This is a genomic window from Pseudarthrobacter sulfonivorans (genome assembly GCF_024391045.1).
Taxonomy (GTDB): domain Bacteria; phylum Actinomycetota; class Actinomycetes; order Actinomycetales; family Micrococcaceae; genus Arthrobacter; species Arthrobacter sulfonivorans_B.
In genome coordinates, this window is record NZ_JANFCZ010000009.1 from 26,956 (window position 1) to 50,585 (window position 23,630).

The following is a 23,630-nucleotide window of genomic DNA, read 5'->3' on the forward strand; positions in this document are numbered from 1 at the left end:
GGCGGCGGCGCACAGGGCGGACGCGGCGGGCCAGGTGATAGGGATTACAGTACAGCAGATGTTCACTTATCGCACGCTTGTTCTACATGCGAACTTTTGGGGCCGTTTTTAGCGCTGCGGCAGCCGCGCGGCGAGCTCGGCAGCAGCGTCCTGAAGCAGGGGAACGTGCGCCAGGAGGCCTTCCATACTGAGGCGGAAAACCGGGACAGCAGTGGCGAGCGACGCAAAGGCATGGCCTTGGGCGTTGAGAAGCGGGACCGCCACCGCGCGCATCCCGTTCTCGTTTTCCTCATCCATCACGGCAAAACCCTGACGCCGAACCCGCTCCATTTCGGCGCGGAAGGCGGCGCGGTCGGTGATGGTGTGGTCGGTGAGCGGCGCCAGGTCGAGCTCCTCGATCAGGGCCTCCCGTTCCGCATCCTCGGCAAACGCCACAAGGGCCTTGCCCACCGCGGTGGCATGCAGGGCGCCCAGGTGGCCGGGGTCGCTTGTGACACGGAACGTCTGGGGGCCATCCACCTTGTTGACGGTGAGGTGGTGATGGCCGTCGCGGACGCTGAGGATGGTGGCCTCGCCGGTCTGGTCGGTGACGCGGCGAAGGATCGGAAGCGCCGTACCGGCAAAGCCGTGGTGGTTCGAGACCCGCTGGCCCAGCTGGAAGATGCGCAGGCCAAGGTGGTAGCGCCGGCCGTCCGGCTCGTAGTCCACAAAACCGTCCCGGGTGAGTGAACCCAGCAGCCGGTAGGTGGTGCTGAACGGAAGCTCGGCGCGGCGCGAGATCTCGGCGGCACTTGCACCGCGCGGCTCATCCCCCAGCAGGACCAGCAGGCTTAGTGCCTTGCCCACCATGTCGGTGCGGTCTGCGGACCGGGCGGACTTGCCCTCGCCTGGGGCGGGGGCGGCGGCCTGGTCGGGGGCCGGGCTCGGGTCTTGCCCGCTGGAGACGTCATTGTCGGCTGTGGTTTGGTTCACACTCATATCTCGATGTTGCCACATTGTGAGAGCTATTTCTAGATGGTGATTATTTTCTTGACAAGTGACAGTGCTCACAGCCATCATTGCTGTATCGCACAAGTAGCTCCCACCATGTGGCTACTAGTCCGGGTCTTTTGAACGGACACCAGCCGCACCGCCCTCTGCCACGACAGGCAGGTGCGGCTGCGCTTCTCCAGATCCATCCGCGACAACGTCGTCACACCAAAAGGAACTCCATGAGCCAGACACTTCCGTCCGCGGAGCCGGGCATCGTTGCCCCGGCCGGGACGCCAAAGAAAGCCGCCCTCGCCAGCTTCCTGGGCAGCGCCGTCGAGTATTACGACTTCTTCATCTTCGGTTCCGCGGCAGCGCTGATCTTCCCGACAGTCTTCTTCCCCAGCGCCGACGCGAACGCGGCCATCATGTCGTTCGCCACCTTCGGCTTTGCCTACGTGGCACGGCCCGTGGGCGCCGTCATCCTGGGCCATTTCGGGGACCGCGTGGGCCGGCAGAAGGTCCTGATGTTCACCCTGGTCCTGATGGGCGCCTCGACGTTCCTGATCGGCTGCCTTCCCGACTTCAAGACCGTAGGCTGGTGGGCTCCGGCCCTGCTGGTTCTGGCCCGGCTTTGCCAGGGCCTCTCGGCTGCAGGTGAGCAGGCCGGCGCCTCCTCGATGACGCTGGAGCACGCCCCGGACAATCGCCGCTCATTCTTCACCTCCTGGACCCTCACCGGCACCCAGGGCGGCCAAATCCTCGCAGCCCTCGTCTTCATTCCCGTCCTGGCCCTCCCGGACGAGATCAAGTACGGCATCGGCTGGCGCATCCCGTTCTGGCTCAGCGCCGTCGTCGTTGTGGTTGCGTTCTTCATCCGCCGCACGCTGCACGAACCGCCCGCTTTCGCGGAAGCGCAGAAGACGGCCCAGATCTCGAAACTGCCTGTTGCCGATCTCCTCAAGGGCCACTGGCGCGACGTCCTGCGCGTCGTTGCCTGCGCCTTCATCGCCGCCGTTTCCACCGTGTTCGGCACCCTGGCCATCAGCTACGCCAAAACGGTGGCCGGCGTAGACGGCACCACCACCCTGTGGCTGGTAGTGGGTGCCAACCTCGTGGCTCTGGGCACCCAGCCGCTGTTCGGCAAGCTTGCCGACCGGATCGGCCGCAAGCCGGTCTTCATCTACGGTGCAGTGGCCAGCGCAGTCCTTACCCCGCTGTTCCTGCTCAGCCTCGAGTCCGGCAGCGTGCCGCTGATGTTCGTGGCCGCCATCGGGTTCTTCTCCTTCGGCTATGCAGCCTCCAACGCGGTCTGGCCGTCGTTCTACGCCGAGATGTTCAGCACCAAGGTCCGCTTCTCCGGCTTGGCGATTGGCACGCAGCTGGGCTTCCTGATGGCAGGCTTTGCTCCGGCCATCGTGGCTGCGATGGGCGGCATCAAGCCCGGCGGCTGGGTCCAGATCAGCATCTTCACCGCCGTGATCTGCGGTATCGCAGCGATCTCCGCCCTGACGGCCAAGGAAACCTACAAGGTACCCACCAAGCAGCTCGGCCTGAAGTAACGCACCAGCCCGGTTTTGAAACCCGAGAGCCCGCCATTTCTGGAAATGGCGGGCTTTCGCGTTGATAAACGGGCCAGTCCGGCAGCTGAAGCACGCCGGCGGCGGCGTGAGGCCCTACGGGCGTCCGGTCTCCAGCACCGACGCGAGATCGAAGTTCACCGGCTCCTCCAGCTGGGCGTACGTGCAGGATTCGGGATCCCGGTCCGGCCGCCAGCGCGAGAACTGGGCCGTGTGCCGGAAGCGCTCACCCTCCATATGGTCGTACCTGACCTCCACCACCAGTTCCGGCCTGAGGGGCACAAAGGACAGGTCCTTGCCGCCGCTCCACCGGCTGCCCTCGGCGTTGCGCGGCGTCCGCTCGCCTTCCGCCTGTTTGGCCCAGGCCCACGGGTGGTCATCGAAGTCGGTGACAAGCGGCTGGAGCTGCTCGAAGAGTTCCTGCCGCCGCTTCATCGGGAAGGCGCCGATCACCCCCACACTGGCCAGGCCGCCGTCCTCCCTGTACAGCCCGAGCAGCAGCGAACCGATGGCGTCCGGCCCGCTCTTGTGCACCCGGTAGCCGGCCACCACGCAGTCGGCCGTGCGTTCGTGCTTGATCTTGAACATCACTCGCTTGTCCGGCTGGTACGTGCCATCCAGCGGCTTGGCCACGATCCCGTCCAGGCCCGCGCCCTCGAACTGCTCGAACCATTGTTCTGCGGTGGCCACGTCCTGGGTGGCGGCGGTGAGGTGGACGGGGGACTTGCTGCCGGCGAGAGACGTTTCCAGGGCGGCCCGGCGCTCCGCGAAGGGCCTGCCGGTGTAGTCCTCATCCCCGAGCGCCAGCAAGTCAAAGGCCACGAATCTGGCTGGCGTCTGCTCGGACAGCATTTTCACCCGGCTGGCGGCGGGATGGATGCGCTGCTGCAGGGCGTCGAAGTCCAGCCGTTCGCCGGAGGCACCCACCAGGATGATTTCACCGTCCACCACACACCGCGGCGGCAGATTCTCCTTCAGGGCAATCACCAGCTCCGGAAAGTAGCGGGTCATGGGCTTCTCGTTGCGGCTGCCAATCTCCAGATCATCCCCGTCGCGGAAAATGATGGACCGGAACCCGTCCCACTTGGGTTCGAAGCTGAGGCCGCCTCCTTCGGGGACACCGCCAAAGCCGCTGACGGCCTTGGCGAGCATGGGCGGGACAGGAGGCATGACGGGGAGTTTCATAGGCAACATTCTTGCCCGCCGGCAGCGCCCGCGATAGGCCTAGGTGTAAGATCGTCGCACGTCAGGGGCCAGCAGCAGCTCAGCCTCGTGGAGTATGCCGGCTGCTGCGGCCGAATCCACCACCGCTGTCCTGCCCCGTGAGTTAAGCAGCACTTCGTGCCGCGTACCCGGCTGGCCGCCGGGGCGCGCCCCGGGAATCACGCCCTCCCGAGGTGTGGCTACAAGCTCGTGCCGGGCGAGCTCCTGGTCCTGGATGCCCACGGCGAGTGCGCTCATCAGGTCAGCATCCTCCGGTGTGGCAAGATCGCTGCCAATGAGTTGAACCAACACCTTGATCCCGGCCAGCCGGCGCGGCGGATCGGCCGCGTCCAGGGCCGAGTCGATGCCCCACTGTGCGCGCTTCCACCACTGGTCGCGCTTGTCAGCGTTCGTTTTCTGCCGGTAAGTCAGGAAGGCCACCAGGACAACGCCAAAGGTTGCCAGTGGAGCCACCGCCGCAGCGCTCAGCAGCACCGTCCAGATCCCGCCTGCGATCTCCATGTACCAACCCTATGCGCCCGGTTCGCCGCAGTGGCTGCAATCCGGCGGCAATCCGGCCGATCAATCTGTTGCCGGTACCGAAACCGGACCGGCTCCGAGAACTAACAGGGCGATAACCATCAGGAAACCGTTCCGCAACAATGCGCCGCCACACTGGAAGTGCCGGCAAGCGCAGGCGACAGCTCCAGCCAGGAGGCCACCATGTTGAAGGAAGCCAAAGCCCATGTAACCCGGGTCCGCGCCCTGGACCAGCTCCACCGCGGCGACGAAATCGAAGCCCGGATGTCCGTGGGCCCGAACTACGACGACGTGGTAATCCGCCGTGGCAGTGTCCAGGAGACCGCCCCCGGAATCGGGATGGTGTGGATCATGGACCGCCATACCGGCTCCAGGAAAGCCATCAGTACGGACGAATGCAGCGTGTGGCGCGTGGCCTGAGGCTCTGCGCCGGGCACGGGTCCATCTTCCAGGACCGCGGCGGCGGGCGTAGTCAGCCAGGACTGCCCGCCGTCGAGGACCCCGCTCAGCCGCCGGCCACCGACTGGATGATCAGAACCTCCTGACCGGCGGCCACTTCGGTTTCCAGGCCGTGGAGCCTGCGCACTTCGTCGCCGTTTACGTAGATATTCACGTAGCGGCGCAGTGCCCCGGTTTCGTCCCGCAGGCGCCGGGCCAGCACCGGGTAGTCCCCCGTCACCGTTTCGAGCAACTTCCCCACAGTCACCGGCCCGTCGGCGGGCGCAGTCAGGATGGACTGCCCGCCGGCCAGAGGCTGGAGGACACTGGGCAGCACCACACTGATGTCAGGCACTGCGGGCGGCCGCAGTTTCCGGCACCGGGAGTGCCGCACCCTGGATGACGGCCGCGCGGACACACAGGACGTCCGGCAAGTGGGTGGCCACTTCGGTGAACGTCTCGCCTTCGTCAGCACTGGCGTAGACCGTGCCGCCTCGGGTACCGAAGTAGACGCCTGCCGGTTCGGCGGAATCCACGGCAGCGGCGTCGCGCAGGACGCTGTTGTACTCGCTGGTGGGCAGCCCGGAATCGAGCCGCTTCCAGGTGGCGCCGGCATCGTCCGTGCGGTGCACGGCAAGCTTGCCCTCGGGCGGGATCCGTTCGCCGTCTGCCTTCAACGGCACTACCCAGGCTGTGCCCTCGCGCCGGGGATGGGTGAGCATCACAAAGCCGAAGTCCGCCGGAAGCCCCTCCGCGATGGACTCCCAGTGCTCGCCGTTGTCATCTGTGCGGTAAACGCCGTGATGGTTCTGCGCATAGAGGCGGCCTTCGACGGCGGCGTCCGCTGCAATCTTGTGCACGCACTGCCCGAACTCGGGGTTGGGGTCCGGCATGAAGTACGCCGAGATCCCGGTGTTGCGGGGCTCCCAGGAGGTCCCGCCGTCGAGCGAGCGGTACACACCCCCGGTGCTCATGGCGATATGGACGTTGTCCCCGGCGGGGTTGACCACGATGGAGTGTGCGGCGGCGCCGCCGTATCCGGCGCCCCATTCGCTGCGGTGGGGATGGTCCCAGAGACCGCGGTTGAGTTCAAAGTGCTCGCCGCCGTCGGTGGATTTCCACACCGAAATCGGCTCTGCTCCCGCCCACACCACGCCGGGCCGCGACTCTGCGTCCGGGTAGATCTGCCAGATCCGCTCCACCGCCGCGCCAGTATCTTCGGGAAAGGCGATGGCGCCGTTTTCGGGCTCCGACCACGTGGCGCCCAGGTCATCGGAGTGCGCCACCGTGGGGCCCCAATGCTCAGACCTGACGCCCACCATGATCCTGGTCCGGCCGTCCCGGGTGTCTATGCCGATGCTGGGTATTTCGCTCATCAGGAAGTGCGGGCCGGTGAAGGTCCACCGTTGGCGGTCGTCGCTGGTGGCCAACCAAAGGCCTTTTTTGGTTCCGATCGCCAGGACAAAGCTCTCTGCGGTTGCCATGCCCCAATGCAACCATCACGGCTGGGCGGCCGCAACGGTTTTTTCGGCCATGTGGGTAACCCAGACCAGCTCGGCGAGGGCTCAGTCGATGAATTCCGACTGGGCCTCGATGAAATCCCAGTCCTGCCCTGTGAGGACGGCAACGAGAGTCTCCGGGTGCGGCCCGCCCGCCTCGGCGATGCCCTGGAGCACGTGTAATGGAAGCTCCTCGGCGCGCAGGTTCTCCCGCAGCCATTCCTTGCTGTTCAGGTTCAGGTCCAACCACCACATATAGATTTCCATGGCCAGTCACGCACCTTTCGTATGACACAACGGTAGGCGCGTGCAGGTCGCCGTTCAAGGGTCCGGGCTGCATCGCCGGTACGGGTATCCCAGTCCGGTAGCGCGCTGTCATTTCCGCGTAGAAGCAGGTATCACCGCAGGTCAATGGCATTCAAAGACGAGTACCCGCTACTCAGGACCCGCCCCGGCCGGCGGCCCTAGCCTGAAGTCTCAAGCAAGCTGACCGTGCCGGGGCACCAGGAGTCCGCTACTCCTTCCGGCCATGGTCCGTTTCACACAATCTGGGGAGAAACACCATGAAACGTCAAGCCTTACCGATTTTGGGGGTCGCAGGGCTGGCATTGCTCAGCGTTACGGCCCCGGCCCAGGCGGCCGCCGACAAAATGGACATCTGCCATGCAGGGAAGATGATCAGCGTCAGCTCGAATGCGGGGCCGAACGGAGTGAACGGACACGCCGGACACCCCAACGACATCATCGAACCCAATGAGTTCCTGCCCGCCGGACTGAACTGGGTGGCCGGGGAGGGCTACAAACTGTGCGGCGTGGTCGTGGCGCCTCCCGTGGAAGAGCAGCCGCCGGCCGAACAGCCACCGGCAGACCAACCGCCAGCCGAACAGCCACCGGCTGAACAACCGCCAGCCGAACAGCCGCCAGCTGAACAACCACCGGCAGAACAGCCGCCCGCCGAACAGCCGACCGCGCAGCAGCCACCAGCAAAACAGCCAGTGGTGGTGCCTGAAGCGCCCGCTGCGCAGACCCCGGTCACGCAGACCCCGGCCGGTCAGGTCGCCGCGCCTCAGGTGGCGGCCGCCAAGGTTCCAGCAGCGGCTGTCAGTCGAGGCACCAACGAAGGCTTCAACGCACAGACGGCCGTGGGCGGGACTGAGGGCAGCACTACCTGGCTGGCCGGACTGGGCGTTCTGCTGGGTGCGGGCGCAGTGGTCTCGGTGCGGCGCAGGTCCCGGACAGAACCTCCGACGGCGCGCTGACGCCACCGGGCGTCTGACGACACCACAGAGGGTGTCCCGCCATACCCGGCGGGACACCCTCGTTTCGTTCTCCGATTAGCTGCACCTGACCAGCCGCACGGAAATGGGGACCTCATGCCAAAGAAACCTGGCAGGCATAACGCGGGCGGACGACTGTGGCGCGCTTCAGGGCGGGCCCGCGGCCGGGGCTTGAACCGGGGCGACTTCGCGATCCTGCTGTGCGGAGTCCTGGGTTTCCTGTCCCTGACCTTCGGCGGCCCGATACTCAGCCATTGGGACGCCGGCAACCCCGGGGCTGCCGGCATCCACGCTGCCCAAATTGCGGCACCCGCGGCTGCACCGCCGTCGGCCCTTCCCTGGCCGCTGTCCAAAGAACAGGCCGGAGCCCCCGGCCCCGTTTCCGGCCCCGCGTCCGCTGCGGCCGATCCCGGGCTGGCACTCCCGGCCGCTTCGGCGCCGGTGCGGATCATTTACCCGGGGGCGGCAATCGATGCCGGTGTCCACCCGCTCGAACCGGATGGTTCGGCGGTTGCCACCCGGACCGTGGTGCCGCCGGCCACCATGGACGGCTACTGGCTCACTCCGTTCGGGAGTCCGGGCAGCGGCTCGGACAACACCACGTACGTCATCGGGCACAGCTGGGAAGACCGGGACGCCCCGTTCAACCACCTCAGCTCGAGGGCTGCGGTGGGCGACGAATTCGACGTCGTCACAGCGACCGGCAGCATCCGTTACCGGGTGGACAGCGTGACCACCTATCTCAAGGCCAGCCTCAAGGACAGCCCCATCTGGGACATGGTGCCCAACCGGGTGGTGTTGATCAGCTGCTACACAGAGGATCCGTGGGGCAAAAACGTCGTGGTCTCTGCGTCACCTGTCCGCGCCTGACCACCCGTTCCTGACCGCGCGATCCGGTTGGCCCTGTTCAAGGACCGGCGGCGGGCACAAAATGGGGCTATGACTCCTGAACGGTTCAGTGGGCCGCCCCCGCTCCTCGTGGGGGTGCGGCCCGATCAGCACCCGGAAGTGCTGACGACGGCGGCGAACCTTGCCGCCCGGCTGTCGGCGCCTTTGTTATGTGCCTATGTTGACGAAGCCAGCTATCTGGTGGAGTGGGATCCCGGCCGGTCGGCACATCGCCTTTCGCTCCACCCGGATCGGGACGACGCGGACATCCAAGCAGTGACCGCCGGCCTTAAAGCCTTGATTCAAGGCACGTTGGCCAATGCCGGGACGGGCGGCACGCCTGTCCCGTGGACTCTCCGCACCCTGGCGGGCGACCCGGCCCGTGCCCTCGGCCGGCTCGCCGCGGAGAGCAATGTTCCCATGATCATCGTGGGCACCTCCGAACGCGGCCTGTCCCACAGGATCTCCGAAATGCTGAACGGCTCGGTGGGCCTGTGGCTGACCCACCACCAGAGCCGGCCGGTGCTGGTGGTTCCCTACCGAATGCCGGCGCACGAGGACCGTGAATAGCCCGGCCGGACGGGTGCTGAGGCCCGCATGAAGACGCCCGAAATAATAAAGCGAAAGTAGTTATTCGAGGTGCTGGCGCCGGGCGATACCGGCAAGTAAGCTGATTCAAGCAGAGAGATTCGGTCCAAGGGCCGTTGGCATCTGCCCAAAGACTGCTCCGGAGTGCGTATCCCCCAATAACGCACTCCGGAGCTTTTTTGTGCGCAGAATCTTTAGCCTGATACCCCCCGGGGGTACTTGCCTTGATACCCCCTTGGGGTATATGTTGTGGCTATGGACTCAGAACAGGCAACCATCCAGGGGCAGGCAGCACCCGAGGCCGCGTCCCCGCACGGCTACACAGCCAACAAAAACGCCTATCTGCGGAGGCTCAAACGGATCGAAGGCCAGGTCCGCGGCATTGCCCGCATGGTGGATGAGGACAAATACTGCATCGACATCCTGACCCAGGTTTCCGCCGTCACCAAGGCCCTGCACGCCGTCAGCCTGGGCCTGGTAGAAGAACACATCGGGCACTGCGTGGTGGGCGCCGCCGCCGAGCCTGATCCTGACCTGCGCGCGGAAGCCATCGACGTCAAGGTCAAGGAAGCGGCAGAAGCCATTGGCCGCCTCCTGCGCTGACAGCAGCACAGCCAACCAGCCAACCACAGCCGGGACAACCCGCCCGGCCCTTATCAAGGAGCAACCATGAGCACCGTCTCCACCACCGTCAGTGTGTCCGGGATGACCTGCGGTCACTGCATTTCCTCCGTCACTGAAGAAATCGAGTCCCTCGCCGGGGTTGAGGGAGTCGACGTCGACCTCAACGCCGGGGGCGTCTCCACCGTCACCATCACCTCCAGCCAGGAGTTGTCACCGGCCGAGATCGGCGAAGCCGTAGCCGAGGCGGGCTACCTGGTTGTGGCAATCGACGCGTAATTACGTATACACCGGGCACTATTCAGAAATCGGGCGATCCACCGTGCACACGGAGAAGTCATTGAAACAGGCGGGTAACCGCGTGGTTGAACTGGACATCGAGGGCATGACGTGTGCGTCGTGCGTGAACCGCGTTGAACGGAAGCTCGGCAAGCTCGACGGCGTCGAAGCGTCTGTGAACCTTCCCCTTGAGTCCGCCCACGTCACGGTTCCGGCGGGTATCACGGACCAGCAAATTGTGGACACCGTCAACGCCACGGGCTACAAGGCAACCCTCCGGACACTCCCGGCCCGTCCCCAAGGCGTCCATGGGCACCCGGAAGATCACCTGTCCCACGGCGGCACCGCCGCCGAGCTGCGCCCCCGGCTGATCCTGGCCGCAGCGCTGACCGTTCCCGTATTCCTCATCTCGATGATCCCGGCCCTGCAGTTCCCCCACTGGGGCTGGGTGGCCGGCCTGCTGGCGCTTCCCGTAGTGAGCTGGGCCGCCTGGCCCTTCCACCACGCCGCCGCGGTCAACGCACGCCACCTCGCTTCCACCATGGACACCCTCGTCTCCATCGGCGTCGCCGCGGCGTACCTCTTCAGCGTCTGGCAGTTGGCGCTGGACCCGCGCATGACCGAACACCCCGGCATGGAGGGCATGGAAACCGGCGGCCTGTACTTTGAGGTCGCCGCGGTGGTCACCACCTTCCTGCTCCTGGGCCGGTTCCTGGAAGCCAATGCCAAGCAGAAGGCCGGCGACGCCCTCAAAGCCCTTCTGAACCTTGGCGCCAAGGACGCTACTGTCCTGCAGGACGGCGCCGAACATAAAATACCGGCCGATCAGCTCCGCGTGGGCGATATCGTGGTGGTCCGCCCGGGCGAGAAGATTGCCACCGACGGCGTGGTGATCGAAGGAAGCTCCGCCGTCGACGCTTCGCTGCTGACGGGCGAGTCCGTCCCCGTGGAGGTGGGGCCGGAGAGCAAGGTGACCGGCGCCACCATCAACGCGTCCGGCCGCCTGCTGGTCCGGGCCACCCGGGTGGGTTCGGAGACCACGCTCGCCCAAATGGCGAGGCTGGTCTCCCAGGCGCAGACCGGCAAGGCCCCCATAGCGCGGCTCGCTGACCGGATCAGCGAGGTTTTTGTCCCGGTGGTGCTGGTCGTGGCGGTGCTGACCTTCGGGCTGTGGCTCGCCTTCAGCGGCCCGGCGATTGACCCCGGAGAGCTTCGGGCTGCGTTCACCGCCGCCGTCACCGTCCTGGTCATCGCCTGCCCCTGCGCCCTCGGGCTCGCCACCCCGGTGGGCCTGCTCACCGGAACGGGGCGCGGAGCCCAGCTGGGGATCCTGATCAAAGGCCCGCAGGTCCTTGAGGACACCCGGACCGTGGACACCATCCTGCTCGACAAGACCGGCACGATCACCACGGGGAAGCTTTCCGTGGACGGCACCGTTGCCTTTGACGGCCACCGTGGCCAGGACGTGCTGCGGCTCGCCGGTGCAGTCGAAGCTGCCTCGGAGCACCCCATCGCCCATGCCATCGCCGCGGCGGCCCGCCAGGTGCAGGCCACGTACGACGGCGGCGGGTTTCCCGCCGTCGAACACTTCCGTTCGGCGCCCGGCGGCGGAGTGGCCGGAACCGTGGGAGGGCGCGTCATCCTGGCGGGCCGCACGGGCTGGCTGAGTGAGAATGGCGTCCGCATCTCCCCGTTGGAGCAGGAAAAGCTGGCGGCCGCGGAAGCTGGCGGCGCCACGGCCATCTGGGTTGCGGTGGACGGCGTTCCTGCCGGCATCATCACCCTGCGGGACACCCTTAAGGAAGGATCGGCGGCGGCCATCGAACGGCTGAAGCGGCTGGGGCTACGGCCTATCCTCCTGACGGGGGACAACGCTGCAGTGGCCGCACAGGTGGCTGCCGCCGTCGGGATTTCCGCTAACGATGTGCACGCAGGGGTGCTGCCAGCCGGAAAAGTTGAGGTTGTGAAGCAGCTTCAGGCCGACGGTGCCACGGTGGCCATGGCCGGCGACGGCGTGAACGACGCCGCCGCGCTGGCCCAGGCCGATCTGGGCATCGCCATGGGCTCCGGCACCGATGTGGCCATTGAAGCTGCGGACCTGACTGTCATGGGCGATGACCTCGGCCAGGTGGCCCAGGCGATTGAACTCTCCCGGCGGACCCTCGGCACCATCAAGACCAACCTGTTCTGGGCGTTTTTCTACAACGCCATCGGCATACCGGTAGCGGCCCTGGGTCTTCTGAACCCGATGCTTGCCGGCGGTGCGATGGCCGCGAGTTCGGTCCTGGTGGTGGCCAACTCGCTGCGGCTGCGCAGCTTCGGCAAGTAGGCTGCGCTCAGGCCGTGCCGAAGCGGACGGCGGACCGGGCCTTGGCCTTGGCCGCCTCCTCGTCGCGGTCCTTCGGCGGCGCCTGCGTCACCAGCGAATCCAGCAGGTGCTGGGTGACGTGCGCGATCTCGTGCACTGCGGCTTCAAAGGCGTCCTCGTTGGCTTTGGACGGCTTGGTGCTCCCGCTGATCTTGCGGACATACTGCAGGGCGGCGGCATGCACTTCCTCGGAGGTGGCGTGCGGCTCGTAGTTGTGAAGGGTTCGGATATTCCGGCACATACCGCCATGCTAGGCTCTGCCACGCCCGGAATCGACCCCGGTCCGGCGCGGCCCGGTCCCCTTTCCGGGGTCCTGCCCGGGGTCCCGCCCGTGAGGAGCGGTGCATGGGCAGCGGTGCCCATCGACGGGTTTTGGCGGGCCGGGATAGGTTTGGGGCAATGGATCTTCCGGATGAGCCGGAGGCCGCTGGGGATGCCGATCTGGATCGGATCCAATGACTTTATGAGGAGAAACTGATGGCTATTTGGGGCGCAGATGTAGAGCAGCTCAGGACTCTTGGCACGAAGCTTCAGGCCGGTGCGTCGGAGATCGAGCAGCAGCGGAGCAACCTGACCCGCCTGCTGGACAGCACCCTGTGGAAGGGCCCGGACGCGGATCACTTTCGCAGCGAATGGTCCGGCACGCACACCAATGCGCTGAACCAGGTGGTCCAGGCGCTGAAGGATGCCGGCCAGAAGGCCACGAAGAACGCCAACGAACAGGACCAGGCTTCACGCTAGGCCTGCTTTGCTTGCAGAAAGGGCCCTTCGGGCGGCCGCGCGGCACCCGATTACCCGCGCGGCACCCGTTTACCCGCGCGGCACCCGGGGGACAGGCTCGACGTCGTTCGCGTGATCCAGCGGGGCGGCAACGCCGGCGTGCAGCGCGGCACCGGTGCGCAGCTCGTCCAGCCGCACCAGGACTACCCCGGCAACAATAAACACACCGCCGAGGAGCTGGATGGCGCCGGGCAGCTCGCCCAGCAGCAGCCACGCCCAAATCACGGCGAACAGCACCTCGGTCAGCGAGACGAAGGACGCAACCTTCGAGCCCAGCGCGCGGGCAGCCATGACGCCGGAAACGTAGGCCAGGACGGTTGCCAGGATGACCAGCCCGGCCAAGGGAATCCACCAGGCGGTTATCCAAGGACCCAGCCGGGTGTCGGCGGTGTTGAAGGCCATGGGAAGGATCCCGGTGGCCGCGGCCAGCCACATCACCACCGCACCCACCAGCAGCCCGGCTGATGCCAGGACGATAGGCGGCAGCGAATCATTCTCCTTGGCCGTGATGAAGAAATAGATGGTCAGGCAAACCGCGGCGGCAAGCCCCCAGAGGACGCCGACAACGTCGATTTTGACCGCCCCGGTGAAGTCCAGCACCAGCACCAGGCCGGCGACGGACAGCACCGTTCCGCCGAATGTCCAGGCCCGCGGCCGTTTGCGACTGGCCACCCATAGCCACAGCACAATGAGCACCGGGGCGAGGTACTCAAGCAGCAGGGCCACGCCCACGGAGAGGCGCGCCACGGCGTTGAAGTAGAAGAGCTGGCAGGCAGCCACCCCGATCAGCCCGAAAAGGCAGATGGCGATCCAGTTGTCCCGCAGCTGGTGCCAGCGTCCCCGCAGTGCCAGGCCCGCGGGGATGACCAGGATCAGCGCGGCACCGGTCAATCGCGCGGTCACGGCTGCGCCGGGCGACCAGCCCGACTCCAAAAGTGCCTTGGCAAACGAGCCGGACAATCCGAAGACGGCCGAGGAAAAGAACGCTATGCCAAGGCCGGAGCCCAGAAATCCACGTGCGGTTGCGGGTTTGAGCGCGGCGGACACCGGCGCCTCCTGTCAGGAGTAAAGTGGGGTAATGGTCCTGACATTACGCCCGGTTTCAGTAAGGAGTCAAGGTGGTCTTTGCCCCTGACACGGAAGTTGCCCTGCGCACGGTGGTGAATCTGATCAACACGGCCGCGAACGGACGCGAGTCCTTGGTTACAGTGGCCGACTTGGACCGTTTTCTCGAAGCGGAACGCTTCAGCGGCTCCCGCACCCGCGACGGCGCCGAAGTGGCGAGCGTCCACGAGCTGCGCGAGCGGCTGGCCGCTTTATGGACCGCTGACGAGGACACCGCGGTGGCCGGCGTCAACCGGCTGCTGCGCGAAGCCAATGCGCTCCCCCAGCTCAAAAAGCACGACGGGTGGGACTGGCATTTGCACGCCACTACCGGGGACGCCCCACTCGCAGACAGGATGGGGACGGAGGCTGCCATGGCACTGGTGGACGTCATCCGGAGCAAGGAGATGGACCGCCTGCTGGTTTGCGGCGCGGACGACTGTGACGCCGTGGTCCTGGACTTGAGCCGCAACCGGTCCAAGAGGTATTGCGACACGGGGAACTGCGCCAATCGCGCGCACGTCGCCGCCTACCGGGCAAGGCAGGCGACAGCAGTCAGCTCGCCGGCGGGCTAGGCGCCGCCGCCGGGCTAGGAGCGGCCCGTACCTGGACCGTCGACGTCGGGCGTATCCGTAGAGCCGTCCGCCTGGCCGTGACTGTTCCCGCCGAAGCCGTGAGAGGGCTTCTTAGCCGAGCTGAGGTTGACGCCCGAGCCCTTGCCCAGGTGTTCGGCATTTTCCTTGTAGCTCATGGAAAGCATGGCAGCGATCACCAACGTGACAATAAAAGCAATGCCGGCACCCGTGAAGGCAAGATCGAACCGCGGGGACTTTGCGCTGCCGCCGGAGGCAAAGATCAGCACCGATACGAAGGCGAGGACGGCCCAGAACGCGGAAAACATCAGCGGCCCCTTCACCGAGGTCCGCAGCCTGCGCGGTTTGCCTGGTTGCTGGTCTGCCACGATATTTCCTCCTACAGCCGGGCCGGAGAGGCCTGCTGGTTTTGAATATTGAATGGTAGCCGTCCCACGCTTTTTCTACGCCGGGTAGAACGGCCTGCTTCTAGTTTACGGCTTCCGGGCGGCGTCCCTGGCATCGTGCCTGAGGGTCAGCCCGGACAGTACCCACAACACGCCGGAGATGATGGCACCGCCGCCGGCCACACCCAGCAGGGCGTGGGCGCCCAGGCTGATGAAGAAGGGAAGAATCGCCGCAGTGCCGAGTCCGATGATGCCCGAGGCGATCCAGTCGCGGGCAAGCCCGTGCCTTCCCCGGTACCGGATACCGCAATAGAGCTCCACTGCTCCGGCCACGCCCACGCCCAGGGCCGCCACGGAGCCGAAGACCCGGTCACCGTGCAGCAGGACCAGCGCAACGCCCGCCCCCGTCAGGGCAGCCCCTGCGGCGGCGAAGATCTTGCCGGGCATCCGGTCCCGCATGTAGCCGGTCTTCGGGATTCCCCAGAGCACCAGCAGGCCGGTAGCCAGGAGGTAGAGTCCGCCCGCCCAGCCCATGAGCTGGACTGACGGCGACGGCCAGAAAATGGTCAGCGCACCAAAGGCCAGGCCGGCCAGGGCACGGAGGAGTACCGGCTTCCACAGGTCAGCCTGGTGGGCGGTTTCTGCGGCCGTGTCTGCACGGGTCAGTGGTGGGTTCACCGGTCCAGTTTAGTGGGAGCTGGTCCTAAGGCGAACCCAGCACCATCCAGCGGTCAGACCGTGCGCGCAAGCCCAGCGTCACAGCACGGGCGGCCATGTAGCCGACCGCAAACGCCGCCCACAGCCACGCGAGCCCGGCCGGGCCGGATCCTCCGGCGGCTGCAACCGCCGCCAGCAGCGGGGCATAGAAGGCGAGGTTCGCCACCCCGGCCAGCGCCAGGTACCTGGCGTCTCCGGCTCCGATCAGCACACCGTCGAGGACAAAAACGTAGCCGGCGATGGGCTGGCCGGCCGCCAGTATCCACAGGGCATACGTCAGGGCAGACCGGACGTCGGCGTCGGCGGTGAACAACACCCCTGCCCACGGTGCCGCGATGGCCAGCAGCGCCCCGGTGACAGCGCCGAACCCGATGCCCCAGCGAATCATCGTCCGCGTCAGCCGCCGTGCGTTCGCCGGGTTTGACGCACCCAACTCCTTGCCGATCAGCGCCTGCGCGGCGATCGCGAGGGCATCGAGCGCAAAGGCGAGGAACGAGAAAATAGTCATGGCCAGCTGGTGTGCCGCGAGGTTCACGGCACCCTGCCCGGTGACCACAAAGACCGTGGCCAGAATCGCGATGCGCAGGCTTAGCGTGCGAAGCATCAGCCAGGAGCCCACACGGGTCAGCGCCCGGATACCTTTCCAGTGGGGCAGCAGGCTGACGCTGTGCCTGGCCGCATTCCGCTGGACCATCACCAGGTAGACGGCAGCCATGGCCCACTGGGCCGCGCTGGTGCCGATCGCCGAGCCGGCCACCGACAAGCCGAGGCCATAGACCAGCCAAAGGTTAAGCAGGATGTTCAGGGTAAAGCCGGCGGTGGCCACCACAAGCGGTGTTTTGGTGTCCTGCAGCCCGCGGAGCACGCCCGTCCCGGCAAAGATCAGCAGCATGGCCACCAGGCCGGGCATAGACCAGCGCAGATAGTCCACGGCGAACATCCGCACGTCGCCCTCCGCTCCCATCAGCATGACCAGCGGTTCGGCGGCCCAGAAGCCGGCCACCGCCAGGACAATGCCCAGGAGCAAAGCCAGCCAGACGCCGTCGCGCCCTGCAGCGAGAGCCTTGCCTAACTGGCCGTGACCCATCGCCCGGGCCACCGCAGGGGTGGTGGAATAGGCCAGGAAGATCATCAGGCCGACGGCGGTGTGAAGCACAGCAGAAGCCAGCCCCACCCCGGCCAACTGGGCGACCCCCAAATGGCCCACAATGGCCGAATCGGCAAGCAGGAAGAGCGGCTCGGCAATCAGCGCGCCAAATGCCGGAACCGCCAGCCGCAGAATCTCCCGGGCAGGACTGGCAGGGCGCACCGCGGGCGCAACGGAGGATGGGATCGGCACAGTGCCAGCTTAAGGGCGGGCCGGGTGCAGGCGCCCGCCGTCCGTGACGTCCCGCGTCATGACAAAGAACACAAAACCCCTATATTACTTGACACTTCAACCAATATACCGCAACACTTGAAGCATGAACCATTCACGCCTTACCACCTCCGCCCTGACCATTTTGCGCGTCGCCCTCGGCTTCCTCTTTGCCGCCCACGGCTGGCAGAAGTTCAACGAGTGGACTATCGCAGGCACCCAGGCCGCCTTCACCCAGATGGGAGTTCCCGCGGCAAACGTGGCAGCACCCATGGTCGCCGTTCTCGAACTTGCCGGCGGCATCGCCCTCATCCTGGGCGTGCTCACCCGCGTCGTCGCCGCGCTGCTCGCCCTGGACATGATCGGCGCGATCGTCCTGGTCCACGCCGGCGCCGGGGTTTACGCCGACAAGGGCGGCTACGAACTCGTACTGCTCCTGGGGGCTGCCGCCCTGGCATTCGCCCTCATCGGCGCAGGCCGCATCTCCGTGGACCGCGCAGTGTTCGGCCGCATGAACAACAAGCTGGCAGTCCTCGCCTAAAGCACCCCCTGCCCCCGGACGCTCTCTCACTAAACGTGGGATTTCCCGAAACGCTCGCTCACTTTCTTCAGGAAAGTGAGCGAGCGTTTGGCGTTTGGGCCCGTTAAGTGAAAGAGCGTGCAGGGTGGCGGGCGGCGTCACAACTGGGGCGGACCGGGCGCACGCTCTAAGGTGGGCAGCATGACTGAGACCGCGGCAAATTCCGTCACTCTTCGCTTCCTGGCGGCACCCACCGACGTGGGCCACAGCGGTTCGGTGGATGCCGGAACCGTGCTGGAATGGGTGGACAAGGCCGCCTATGCCGCGGCGGTGGGATGGGCAAAGTCCTACTGCGTCACGGCCTACGTGGGCAACATCCACTTCGCAGACCCGGTAAACAGCGGCGACATGGTGGAGGTCGAGGCCACGATCGTCTACACCGGCCGCTCCTCCATGCACATCCGGACGGTGGTTTCATCGGGCGATCCCAAGGGCGGCCCAGCCACCATGCGCAGCCAGTGCATGGTGATCTTCGTGGCGGTGGGCGATGACGGCAAACCCGTACCGGTGAAACAGTTCGAACCCGTCACCCCGGCAGAGATCCAGGAGCGCGATCACGCACTGGCCCGGATCGGGATCCGGGAACAGATCGTCGAAGCCATGAACGCCCAGGAATATACCGACGCCGGGACCGCCGAACGCGTGACGCTGCGGTTTATGGCCGCCCCGACCGACGTGAACTGGGGAGGCAAGGTCCACGGCGGCATCGTCATGAAGTGGATCGATGAAGCCGCGTACGTCTGCGCTTCGCGGTACTGCGGGAAGGACACGGTGGCGGTGTTCTCCGGCGGCGTCCGGTTCTACCGGCCCCTGCTGATCGGACATGTGGTGGAGGTCGAGGCCCGCCTGGTCTACACGGGCACCAAAGGCATGCACATCGCGGTGCACGTCCGCTCGGGAGACCCGAAGAGCAGGGAGCTGAACCTCACCACCTACTGCCTCACCGTGATGGTGGCGCGCGACGCCGGCGGCAACTCGGTGCCCATCCCCGCCTGGGTGCCGGTTACGGATGAGGACAAACGCCTGCATGCCCACGCCCGCGAGTTGCTGGAGATCCGCGGGAAAGCACCGGGAAACCGGCTGCCCAACCACCTGCTGAAGCAGGGCTGAGCCAGCCGGCTCCTTACCGCACGCTGCCTAGAAGCCGCCACCGCCGGCGTCGGCCGCCATGTTGGCAAACCGCGAGTAATGGCCCTGGAAGGCAACCACGATGTCCTTGGTGGGGCCGTTGCGGTGCTTGGCGATCAGGATGTCCGCTTCCCCAGCACGCGGCGACTCCTTGTCATAGACGTCCTCGCGGTGCAGCAGGATGACCATGTCGGCGTCCTGCTCGATGGAGCCCGACTCGCGGAGGTCCGAGACCATGGGCCGCTTGTCCTGGCGCTGCTCGGAGCCACGGTTGAGCTGCGACAGGGCGATGACGGGCACCTGGAGTTCCTTGGCCAGGAGTTTGAGCGCACGGGAGAACTCAGAGACTTCCTGCTGGCGTGATTCGACTTTCTTGCCGGAGCTCATGAGCTGGAGGTAGTCCAGGATGACGAGCTTGAGGTCGTGCTGCTGCTTGAGGCGGCGGCATTTTGCCCGGATTTCCATCAGCGACATGTTGGGGCTGTCGTCGATGAAGAGCGGGGCGTCGTTCATGCGGCCCATGGTGGTGGCGATCTTGGACCACTGTTCGTCCTTAATGGTGCCCTTGCGCAGGTCCTGGAGGCCGATGGTGGCCTCCGCGGACAGGAGGCGCATGGCGATCTCGTTCCGGCCCATTTCGAGCGAGAACATCACCGTGGCGAGGTTGTTCTTGATGGCTGCCGAGCGGGCGAAGTCCAGGGCGAACGTGGACTTGCCGACGGCGGGGCGGGCGGCAATCACGATCATCTGGCCCGGGTGCAGTCCGTGGGTGAGCTCATCCAGTTCGTAGAAGCCGGTGGGCACCCCGGTCATGCCTTCGCCGCGGTGCCCGGAGGCCTCGATCTCATCCACCGTGGACTCCATGACGTCCTTGAGGACGACGTAGTCCTCGGCGGTGCGCCGCTCAGCCACGGCATAAACCTCGGCCTGCGCCTGGTTGACCAGATCCTCCACCTCGCCGTCCGAACCGTAGCCCAATTGGACGATCTTGGTGCCGGCGTTGACCAGCCTGCGAAGGACGGCGCGCTCGGCCACAATCTCGGCGTAGTATCCGGCATTGGCGGCCGTAGGTACGGTCTGAATAAGCTCATGCAGATACGCGGGGCCGCCGATTCTGTTGATTTCCGCACGCTTGGTGAGTTCGTCGGAGACAGTCACGGCGTCGGCAGGCTCGCCCCGGCCGTAAAGGTCAATAATCGCTTCATAGATGGTCTCGTGGGCGGGCCGGTAGAAATCCTGGCCGCGGAGAATTTCCACGACGTCGGCAATGGCGTCCTTGGAGAGCATCATGCCGCCGAGCACGGACTGTTCCGCCGGTATGTCCTGGGGAGGCTTTCGGCTCGTTTCCGATCCGCGGGTACCCTCGATCGAGTCCAGGTGCGTTACTGACAAAGCTGCCGTCCTCCATTGTGTGCCGCGGTAAGCGCCACGTAAGTCATTTGTGCTGCCGTTGCCGCCCCGCTGCTACTCAACGGGACGACGTACATTCAGGTCTACCAGCGGCCACTGACAACCCGGACCGTCCGCCCCGAAAAGCATCGACGGCCGGGCACGCTGGACTTATCCCCATCGTCCACAGGTTATCCACAGAGGTGCGGGATCCCGGACGGGAAGCCCGGGTGGCAGCGGCTCCACCCACACGGGCGGCGCCTTCCGGCACTCTCAAATACAGGTATCCCGCAACGTTAGCCGCCCCTGCCCCGGCCTCCAAGCCATCCATCCCCGGGGCCTGTGGATAACCTGTGCACTACGCGGCATAGCTTGTGCACAGCCTGTGCATGAACCTGTGGAAACAAAAAATCTTTGCCCCATCACCAGCCCCTGACCTGCGAAAATGTTATCCGCGGCATGTGGAGGAAAAATTCTTTTGGGAAACCTTCATCCACAGCTTGGGGCGTGTCGAGCTTGAAAGCCGGAGGGTTTTGGAGCGGTCCGGGCCGTAATTCATGCCATGCAGGTGATGAAACTTACAGTGCTCCCAACTTTTGACCGGCGGGCGGTCCTGGTGTATGCGAGCGAAGGAATGTGCTGTGGATAACGCCCATCTGGCATAAGCTCTAAGCATGGGCGACATACTGATGGTGTTACTGCCGGCCGGTGTCCTGGTGGCAGTCCTCTGGACGCTCACAACGGCGCTAAGGCCGCGCGATACCGGCACATCGGATGCCGAAAAATACCAGCAGGACCTCGCCAGGCGCTCAGCTGCCCATTATGCCGAACAGGTGCGGCTGGCAACGGCCGTGCGCGCCCGGCTCGAAGCAAATACCCGCCCCAGCCAGAACGAGCAGCAGCAGTCGCAGCAGGAGGACCACGCCCGCGCAGCTCTGCGGGCGCGCCCCGGCGCGGGCGCCGCAGCGACCGGCCACACACTGCCCGGCGGCCTGTTCGATCCGCAGCTCGCCATGCAGCTCCAGACGATGGCCCGCGACGGACACAGAATCCAGGCCATCAAGCTCCTGCGCCAGGCAGCCCACACCGACCTGGCCACCGCCAAGAAGTACGTAGATCGGCTTTAGAACATGGAATCGCTCGTGATCCCCGTCATTATCCTCGCGGTCGTGGCCGCCGTCGTTGCGTTGGCAGCCCGCTCAATCAGCAGGCGGCAGGCAGCGGCCAGGACAGCCGGGAGCGCCCCGGCACCGGATGCGTCCGAGCTGGCGCGCCTGGCCGCTGCCAGACTCAGCGCAGAACAGCACCAGCGGCTGTATGCGCTCATTGCGCAGGGGCAGGCGATGGCTGCCATCAAGTTCTACTACGAGTCCACAGGAGAGGGCCTGCGGGCCTCCCGGGACGCCGTAGGGGCCTTAGCCGCCCACCCACAGCCCTACCGCGCCCCGCAGGCGCCGGCTGCCGACGTCGACGCCGACGACGACACACCCCAGCGGTTCCCCTACCGCTACCGCGCCATTGCCAGCAAAGGCGACGTCACGCGGGAGGTCAGCAGCAACATGCTCAACGATGAAATCTACGGCCGGATCCGCACACTGGCCCGCAGCGGCGACATCGAGGGTGCGGCTACGGCGCTCACCAAGCACTCGGATATCTCCCTGAAGCAGGCGCGCGAGTTCATCGCCCTCCTCGACGACTAGACCGGGGCGCTACCGTCCGCCGGAGATGCCGGCCAGCAACTGTTCAAAGGGGAGGGACTCAGCCACTGCCGGCTTCCGGGCCGGCTGCGCACCCTGCAGCAGCGCGGCGAACTCCGACGCCGCCCGCTGGACACGATCCGAAAGGGGCGAGGCGCCGTCGTCGGTGTTTCCCCAGTCCTGGGGGCCGGCAAATACTGCCGTGGCGGTCATTCGGGTCCGAAGGTAGCTGAAGAGCGGCCTCATGGCGTACTCGAGCACCATCTGGTGCCTGTCGGTGCCGCCCGTGGCACCCAGCACCACGGCCTTGCCCTCCAGGGACTTGGGGTCCAGGACGTCGACGAAGGACTTGAACAGGCCGCTGTAGGACGCGCTGAACACCGGGCTCACCGCGATGATGCCATCGGATGCCTCGACCCCGGCAATGACGTCGGCGAGGCGGGGAGCGGCATAGCCCGTGACGAAATTGTTCGCGATGTCCACCGCGAGATCGCGAAGCTCCACCACGTCCACCGTCACCTGGTAGCCGGCGTCCGTCAGGTTGTGCTCTGCGGCGGCGGCGAGCTGGTCGGCGAGCAACCTGCTTGAGGACGGCACACCCAGGCCGGCGGACAGTACGGTGATGCGGCGGGTTTCCACAATGGACTCCTCTTGGTTTCGGTACAAACTACGTTACATGTGTTTGCATGTACCAAGGTAACCGGACGCATGCCGCGTTTATTCCGACCGGGCTAGAGCACCACCGTTCCGCTGATCCGGGCAGCGGAACTGCCGCCCACCCAGGTGTCGCCGTCCGCAGCGTCCACATGGATCCGGCCCGTCCTGCCCAGCGCGGTTCCCTGCGCCGCCACGTACGACGACGGCGCCCGCCCGCTGCCGATCAGCCACTGCGCCGCACCGGCATTGAAGCTGCCCGTGACCGGATCTTCAACTGCTGCGTCCCCGGGGATGAACGTTCGCACTTCGAAATCCACTTCCGAATCCGCTGGGTGCGGCCCGATCACCCCGACGTTCAGGTCCCCCAAGGCCGCGAAATCCGGCCTGATGCCCAGGACTTGCCCGGCCGACTCCAGCAGCACACCAATCCAGTCGGGCCCGTTGACCAGCCAGGACCCGTCCCGCAGCTCGTGGCGGGCAAGCCGGAGGCCCTCGGCGATCCGGAGCATGTCCGCCTCGGCCACCGGCCCGGACCGCGTTAGCGGCGGCGCGGCGAACGCCAGCCGTCCGCCGTCGCGCCTTACACGGACCAGGCCCGCCCCGCACTCCTGTACCAGCATGCCGTCCTGCTTCGGGACCCCGCCGGCGTCCAGCCAGGCCTGCGCCGACCCCAGCGTGGGATGCCCGGCGAAGGGGAACTCCTCGCTCGCCGTGAAGATGCGGACGCGGTAGTCCGCTTCGGGATGTGTGGGCGGCAGCAGGAAGGTGGTCTCCGAGAGATTGGTCCAGTTGGCGAACTGTTGCATCTGTTCGGTGGTGAGGTCGGCCGCCTCACCAACCACCGCGAGCGGATTGCCGCGGTACGGTTCGTCCGTGAAGACGTCCATTTGGGTGAAAGGACGACGGCGGGGCGCGGGGGAAGGGTTCTGGCTCACCGCCGCAGGCTATCAGCCGTTGCGGCGCGTCTGACAAGTCAGCGGTGCTCTGCCAGA

28 protein-coding genes are annotated in these 23,630 nt (G+C 66.1%); 14 read left to right on the forward strand and 14 right to left on the reverse strand.

Annotated elements, in window-relative coordinates:
* Positions 1–108 precede the first annotated feature (108 nt).
* Positions 109–978: an IclR family transcriptional regulator gene (locus NQJ30_RS07990; RefSeq protein ID WP_255769333.1), complete on the reverse strand. Its 870-nt coding sequence runs from the start codon at positions 976–978 to the stop codon at positions 109–111.
* Positions 979–1,211: 233 nt separating this feature from the next.
* Between NQJ30_RS07990 and NQJ30_RS07995 the strand changes: the two genes are divergently transcribed.
* A complete protein-coding gene (locus NQJ30_RS07995) occupies positions 1,212–2,531 on the forward strand; it encodes an MFS transporter (protein ID WP_255769334.1) in 1,320 nt (439 codons plus the stop codon).
* Positions 2,532–2,645: 114 nt separating this feature from the next.
* Here the strand turns inward: NQJ30_RS07995 and NQJ30_RS08000 are convergent, their stop codons facing one another.
* Together NQJ30_RS08000 and NQJ30_RS08005 are read right to left on the reverse strand one after the other, a co-directional pair.
* Entirely contained in the window at positions 2,646–3,734 is a 1,089-nt protein-coding gene (locus NQJ30_RS08000; RefSeq protein WP_255769335.1) for an ATP-dependent DNA ligase, read from the reverse strand.
* Between the two features lie 39 nt (positions 3,735–3,773).
* On the reverse strand, positions 3,774–4,274 hold the full coding sequence (locus NQJ30_RS08005) for a hypothetical protein (protein ID WP_255769336.1): 501 nt from the start codon (positions 4,272–4,274) through the stop codon (positions 3,774–3,776).
* A gap of 201 nt (positions 4,275–4,475) precedes the next feature.
* Between NQJ30_RS08005 and NQJ30_RS08010 the strand changes: the two genes are divergently transcribed.
* Positions 4,476–4,712 carry a hypothetical protein gene (locus NQJ30_RS08010; RefSeq protein ID WP_255769337.1) on the forward strand — a complete coding sequence of 79 codons (237 nt, stop codon included), beginning with the start codon at positions 4,476–4,478 and terminating at the stop codon, positions 4,710–4,712.
* A gap of 85 nt (positions 4,713–4,797) precedes the next feature.
* Here the strand turns inward: NQJ30_RS08010 and NQJ30_RS08015 are convergent, their stop codons facing one another.
* From NQJ30_RS08015 to NQJ30_RS08025, 3 genes are all read right to left on the reverse strand, one after another.
* Positions 4,798–5,085, reverse strand: coding sequence for a MoaD/ThiS family protein (locus NQJ30_RS08015; RefSeq protein WP_255769339.1), 288 nt, complete (start codon positions 5,083–5,085; stop codon positions 4,798–4,800).
* Entirely contained in the window at positions 5,078–6,214 is a 1,137-nt protein-coding gene (locus NQJ30_RS08020) for a WD40/YVTN/BNR-like repeat-containing protein (protein ID WP_255769341.1), read from the reverse strand. Before NQJ30_RS08020 ends, NQJ30_RS08015 begins: the two co-directional genes overlap by 8 nt.
* Positions 6,215–6,295: 81 nt before the next feature.
* Complete coding sequence (locus NQJ30_RS08025; protein WP_255769342.1) at positions 6,296–6,496, reverse strand: hypothetical protein; 201 nt, start codon at positions 6,494–6,496, stop codon at positions 6,296–6,298.
* 296 nt (positions 6,497–6,792) lie between these two features.
* On the opposite strand from NQJ30_RS08025, the gene NQJ30_RS08030 reads away from it, so the two are divergent.
* The 6 genes from NQJ30_RS08030 (at position 6,793) to NQJ30_RS08055 (ending at position 12,211) form a co-directional block, all read left to right on the forward strand.
* Entirely contained in the window at positions 6,793–7,488 is a 696-nt protein-coding gene (locus NQJ30_RS08030) for a hypothetical protein (protein WP_255769344.1), read from the forward strand.
* Between the two features lie 114 nt (positions 7,489–7,602).
* Entirely contained in the window at positions 7,603–8,376 is a 774-nt protein-coding gene (locus tag NQJ30_RS08035) for a class F sortase (protein ID WP_255769345.1), read from the forward strand.
* Positions 8,377–8,445: 69 nt separating this feature from the next.
* On the forward strand, positions 8,446–8,964 hold the full coding sequence (locus NQJ30_RS08040) for a universal stress protein (RefSeq protein ID WP_255769347.1): 519 nt from the start codon (positions 8,446–8,448) through the stop codon (positions 8,962–8,964).
* A 273-nt stretch (positions 8,965–9,237) separates the two neighbouring features.
* A complete protein-coding gene (locus NQJ30_RS08045) occupies positions 9,238–9,585 on the forward strand; it encodes a metal-sensitive transcriptional regulator (protein ID WP_255769349.1) in 348 nt (115 codons plus the stop codon).
* A 66-nt stretch (positions 9,586–9,651) separates the two neighbouring features.
* Positions 9,652–9,882: a heavy-metal-associated domain-containing protein gene (locus tag NQJ30_RS08050; protein ID WP_255769351.1), complete on the forward strand. Its 231-nt coding sequence runs from the start codon at positions 9,652–9,654 to the stop codon at positions 9,880–9,882.
* 106 nt (positions 9,883–9,988) lie between these two features.
* Positions 9,989–12,211: a heavy metal translocating P-type ATPase gene (locus NQJ30_RS08055; protein ID WP_374113234.1), complete on the forward strand. Its 2,223-nt coding sequence runs from the start codon at positions 9,989–9,991 to the stop codon at positions 12,209–12,211.
* 7 nt (positions 12,212–12,218) lie between these two features.
* On the opposite strand, the gene NQJ30_RS08060 is transcribed toward NQJ30_RS08055, so the two are convergent.
* Positions 12,219–12,491 (reverse strand): DUF2277 domain-containing protein, encoded by a 273-nt coding sequence (locus NQJ30_RS08060; protein ID WP_255769354.1) that lies wholly within the window; start codon positions 12,489–12,491, stop codon positions 12,219–12,221.
* Positions 12,492–12,727: 236 nt separating this feature from the next.
* Here NQJ30_RS08060 and NQJ30_RS08065 point away from each other — a divergent pair, with 236 nt between their 5' ends.
* On the forward strand, positions 12,728–12,991 hold the full coding sequence (locus NQJ30_RS08065; RefSeq protein WP_255769356.1) for a WXG100 family type VII secretion target: 264 nt from the start codon (positions 12,728–12,730) through the stop codon (positions 12,989–12,991).
* 69 nt (positions 12,992–13,060) lie between these two features.
* Here the strand turns inward: NQJ30_RS08065 and NQJ30_RS08070 are convergent, their stop codons facing one another.
* A complete protein-coding gene (locus NQJ30_RS08070; protein WP_255769358.1) occupies positions 13,061–14,077 on the reverse strand; it encodes an EamA family transporter in 1,017 nt (338 codons plus the stop codon).
* Between the two features lie 71 nt (positions 14,078–14,148).
* Between NQJ30_RS08070 and NQJ30_RS08075 the strand changes: the two genes are divergently transcribed.
* Complete coding sequence (locus tag NQJ30_RS08075; protein WP_255769360.1) at positions 14,149–14,709, forward strand: CGNR zinc finger domain-containing protein; 561 nt, start codon at positions 14,149–14,151, stop codon at positions 14,707–14,709.
* 14 nt (positions 14,710–14,723) lie between these two features.
* On the opposite strand, the gene NQJ30_RS08080 is transcribed toward NQJ30_RS08075, so the two are convergent.
* From NQJ30_RS08080 to NQJ30_RS08090, 3 genes are all read right to left on the reverse strand, one after another.
* On the reverse strand, positions 14,724–15,095 hold the full coding sequence (locus NQJ30_RS08080) for a hypothetical protein (RefSeq protein ID WP_255769362.1): 372 nt from the start codon (positions 15,093–15,095) through the stop codon (positions 14,724–14,726).
* Between the two features lie 105 nt (positions 15,096–15,200).
* Positions 15,201–15,791 (reverse strand): hypothetical protein, encoded by a 591-nt coding sequence (locus tag NQJ30_RS08085; RefSeq protein WP_255769363.1) that lies wholly within the window; start codon positions 15,789–15,791, stop codon positions 15,201–15,203.
* 25 nt (positions 15,792–15,816) lie between these two features.
* The gene (locus tag NQJ30_RS08090) at positions 15,817–17,169 is read right to left on the reverse strand and encodes an MATE family efflux transporter (RefSeq protein WP_374113233.1); all 1,353 of its coding nucleotides are present in this window, start codon (positions 17,167–17,169) and stop codon (positions 15,817–15,819) included.
* Positions 17,170–17,293: 124 nt separating this feature from the next.
* On the opposite strand from NQJ30_RS08090, the gene NQJ30_RS08095 reads away from it, so the two are divergent.
* Entirely contained in the window at positions 17,294–17,728 is a 435-nt protein-coding gene (locus NQJ30_RS08095) for a DoxX family protein (RefSeq protein ID WP_255769365.1), read from the forward strand.
* Between the two features lie 180 nt (positions 17,729–17,908).
* Positions 17,909–18,877, forward strand: coding sequence for an acyl-CoA thioesterase (locus NQJ30_RS08100; protein ID WP_255769367.1), 969 nt, complete (start codon positions 17,909–17,911; stop codon positions 18,875–18,877).
* Positions 18,878–18,904: 27 nt separating this feature from the next.
* On the opposite strand, the gene dnaB is transcribed toward NQJ30_RS08100, so the two are convergent.
* Positions 18,905–20,287: a replicative DNA helicase gene (dnaB, locus tag NQJ30_RS08105; protein WP_255769369.1), complete on the reverse strand. Its 1,383-nt coding sequence runs from the start codon at positions 20,285–20,287 to the stop codon at positions 18,905–18,907.
* Positions 20,288–20,958: 671 nt separating this feature from the next.
* Here dnaB and NQJ30_RS08110 point away from each other — a divergent pair.
* Both NQJ30_RS08110 and NQJ30_RS08115 read left to right on the forward strand, forming a co-directional pair.
* Entirely contained in the window at positions 20,959–21,411 is a 453-nt protein-coding gene (locus tag NQJ30_RS08110) for a hypothetical protein (RefSeq protein WP_255769371.1), read from the forward strand.
* Between the two features lie 3 nt (positions 21,412–21,414).
* Positions 21,415–21,984 (forward strand): hypothetical protein, encoded by a 570-nt coding sequence (locus tag NQJ30_RS08115; protein ID WP_255769373.1) that lies wholly within the window; start codon positions 21,415–21,417, stop codon positions 21,982–21,984.
* Between the two features lie 9 nt (positions 21,985–21,993).
* Here NQJ30_RS08115 and NQJ30_RS08120 read toward each other — a convergent pair whose 3' ends face one another.
* Together NQJ30_RS08120 and NQJ30_RS08125 are read right to left on the reverse strand one after the other, a co-directional pair.
* Positions 21,994–22,620, reverse strand: a complete 627-nt coding sequence (locus NQJ30_RS08120) for an FMN reductase (RefSeq protein WP_255769375.1) — start codon at positions 22,618–22,620, stop codon at positions 21,994–21,996.
* Between the two features lie 92 nt (positions 22,621–22,712).
* Entirely contained in the window at positions 22,713–23,525 is an 813-nt protein-coding gene (locus tag NQJ30_RS08125) for a PhzF family phenazine biosynthesis protein (protein WP_374113235.1), read from the reverse strand.
* Positions 23,526–23,630: the final 105 nt, after the last annotated feature.

Excerpts from the sequence above, each read along its gene's own strand:
- NQJ30_RS07990 (WP_255769333.1), bottom strand. The coding sequence starts at position 978 with ATGAGTGTGAACCAAACCACAGCCGACAATGACGTCTCCAGCGGGCAA.
- NQJ30_RS07995 (WP_255769334.1), top strand. The coding sequence starts at position 1,212 with ATGAGCCAGACACTTCCGTCCGCGGAGCCGGGCATCGTTGCCCCGGCC.
- NQJ30_RS08000 (WP_255769335.1), bottom strand. The coding sequence starts at position 3,734 with ATGAAACTCCCCGTCATGCCTCCTGTCCCGCCCATGCTCGCCAAGGCC.
- NQJ30_RS08005 (WP_255769336.1), bottom strand. The coding sequence starts at position 4,274 with ATGGAGATCGCAGGCGGGATCTGGACGGTGCTGCTGAGCGCTGCGGCG.
- NQJ30_RS08010 (WP_255769337.1), top strand. The coding sequence starts at position 4,476 with ATGTTGAAGGAAGCCAAAGCCCATGTAACCCGGGTCCGCGCCCTGGAC.
- NQJ30_RS08020 (WP_255769341.1), bottom strand. The coding sequence starts at position 6,214 with ATGGCAACCGCAGAGAGCTTTGTCCTGGCGATCGGAACCAAAAAAGGC.
- NQJ30_RS08025 (WP_255769342.1), bottom strand. The coding sequence starts at position 6,496 with ATGGAAATCTATATGTGGTGGTTGGACCTGAACCTGAACAGCAAGGAA.
- NQJ30_RS08030 (WP_255769344.1), top strand. The coding sequence starts at position 6,793 with ATGAAACGTCAAGCCTTACCGATTTTGGGGGTCGCAGGGCTGGCATTG.
- NQJ30_RS08035 (WP_255769345.1), top strand. The coding sequence starts at position 7,603 with ATGCCAAAGAAACCTGGCAGGCATAACGCGGGCGGACGACTGTGGCGC.
- NQJ30_RS08040 (WP_255769347.1), top strand. The coding sequence starts at position 8,446 with ATGACTCCTGAACGGTTCAGTGGGCCGCCCCCGCTCCTCGTGGGGGTG.
- NQJ30_RS08045 (WP_255769349.1), top strand. The coding sequence starts at position 9,238 with ATGGACTCAGAACAGGCAACCATCCAGGGGCAGGCAGCACCCGAGGCC.
- NQJ30_RS08050 (WP_255769351.1), top strand. The coding sequence starts at position 9,652 with ATGAGCACCGTCTCCACCACCGTCAGTGTGTCCGGGATGACCTGCGGT.
- NQJ30_RS08055 (WP_374113234.1), top strand. The coding sequence starts at position 9,989 with ATGACGTGTGCGTCGTGCGTGAACCGCGTTGAACGGAAGCTCGGCAAG.
- NQJ30_RS08060 (WP_255769354.1), bottom strand. The coding sequence starts at position 12,491 with ATGTGCCGGAATATCCGAACCCTTCACAACTACGAGCCGCACGCCACC.
- NQJ30_RS08065 (WP_255769356.1), top strand. The coding sequence starts at position 12,728 with ATGGCTATTTGGGGCGCAGATGTAGAGCAGCTCAGGACTCTTGGCACG.
- NQJ30_RS08095 (WP_255769365.1), top strand. The coding sequence starts at position 17,294 with ATGAACCATTCACGCCTTACCACCTCCGCCCTGACCATTTTGCGCGTC.
- NQJ30_RS08100 (WP_255769367.1), top strand. The coding sequence starts at position 17,909 with ATGACTGAGACCGCGGCAAATTCCGTCACTCTTCGCTTCCTGGCGGCA.
- NQJ30_RS08110 (WP_255769371.1), top strand. The coding sequence starts at position 20,959 with ATGGGCGACATACTGATGGTGTTACTGCCGGCCGGTGTCCTGGTGGCA.
- NQJ30_RS08115 (WP_255769373.1), top strand. The coding sequence starts at position 21,415 with ATGGAATCGCTCGTGATCCCCGTCATTATCCTCGCGGTCGTGGCCGCC.
- NQJ30_RS08125 (WP_374113235.1), bottom strand. The coding sequence starts at position 23,525 with ATGGACGTCTTCACGGACGAACCGTACCGCGGCAATCCGCTCGCGGTG.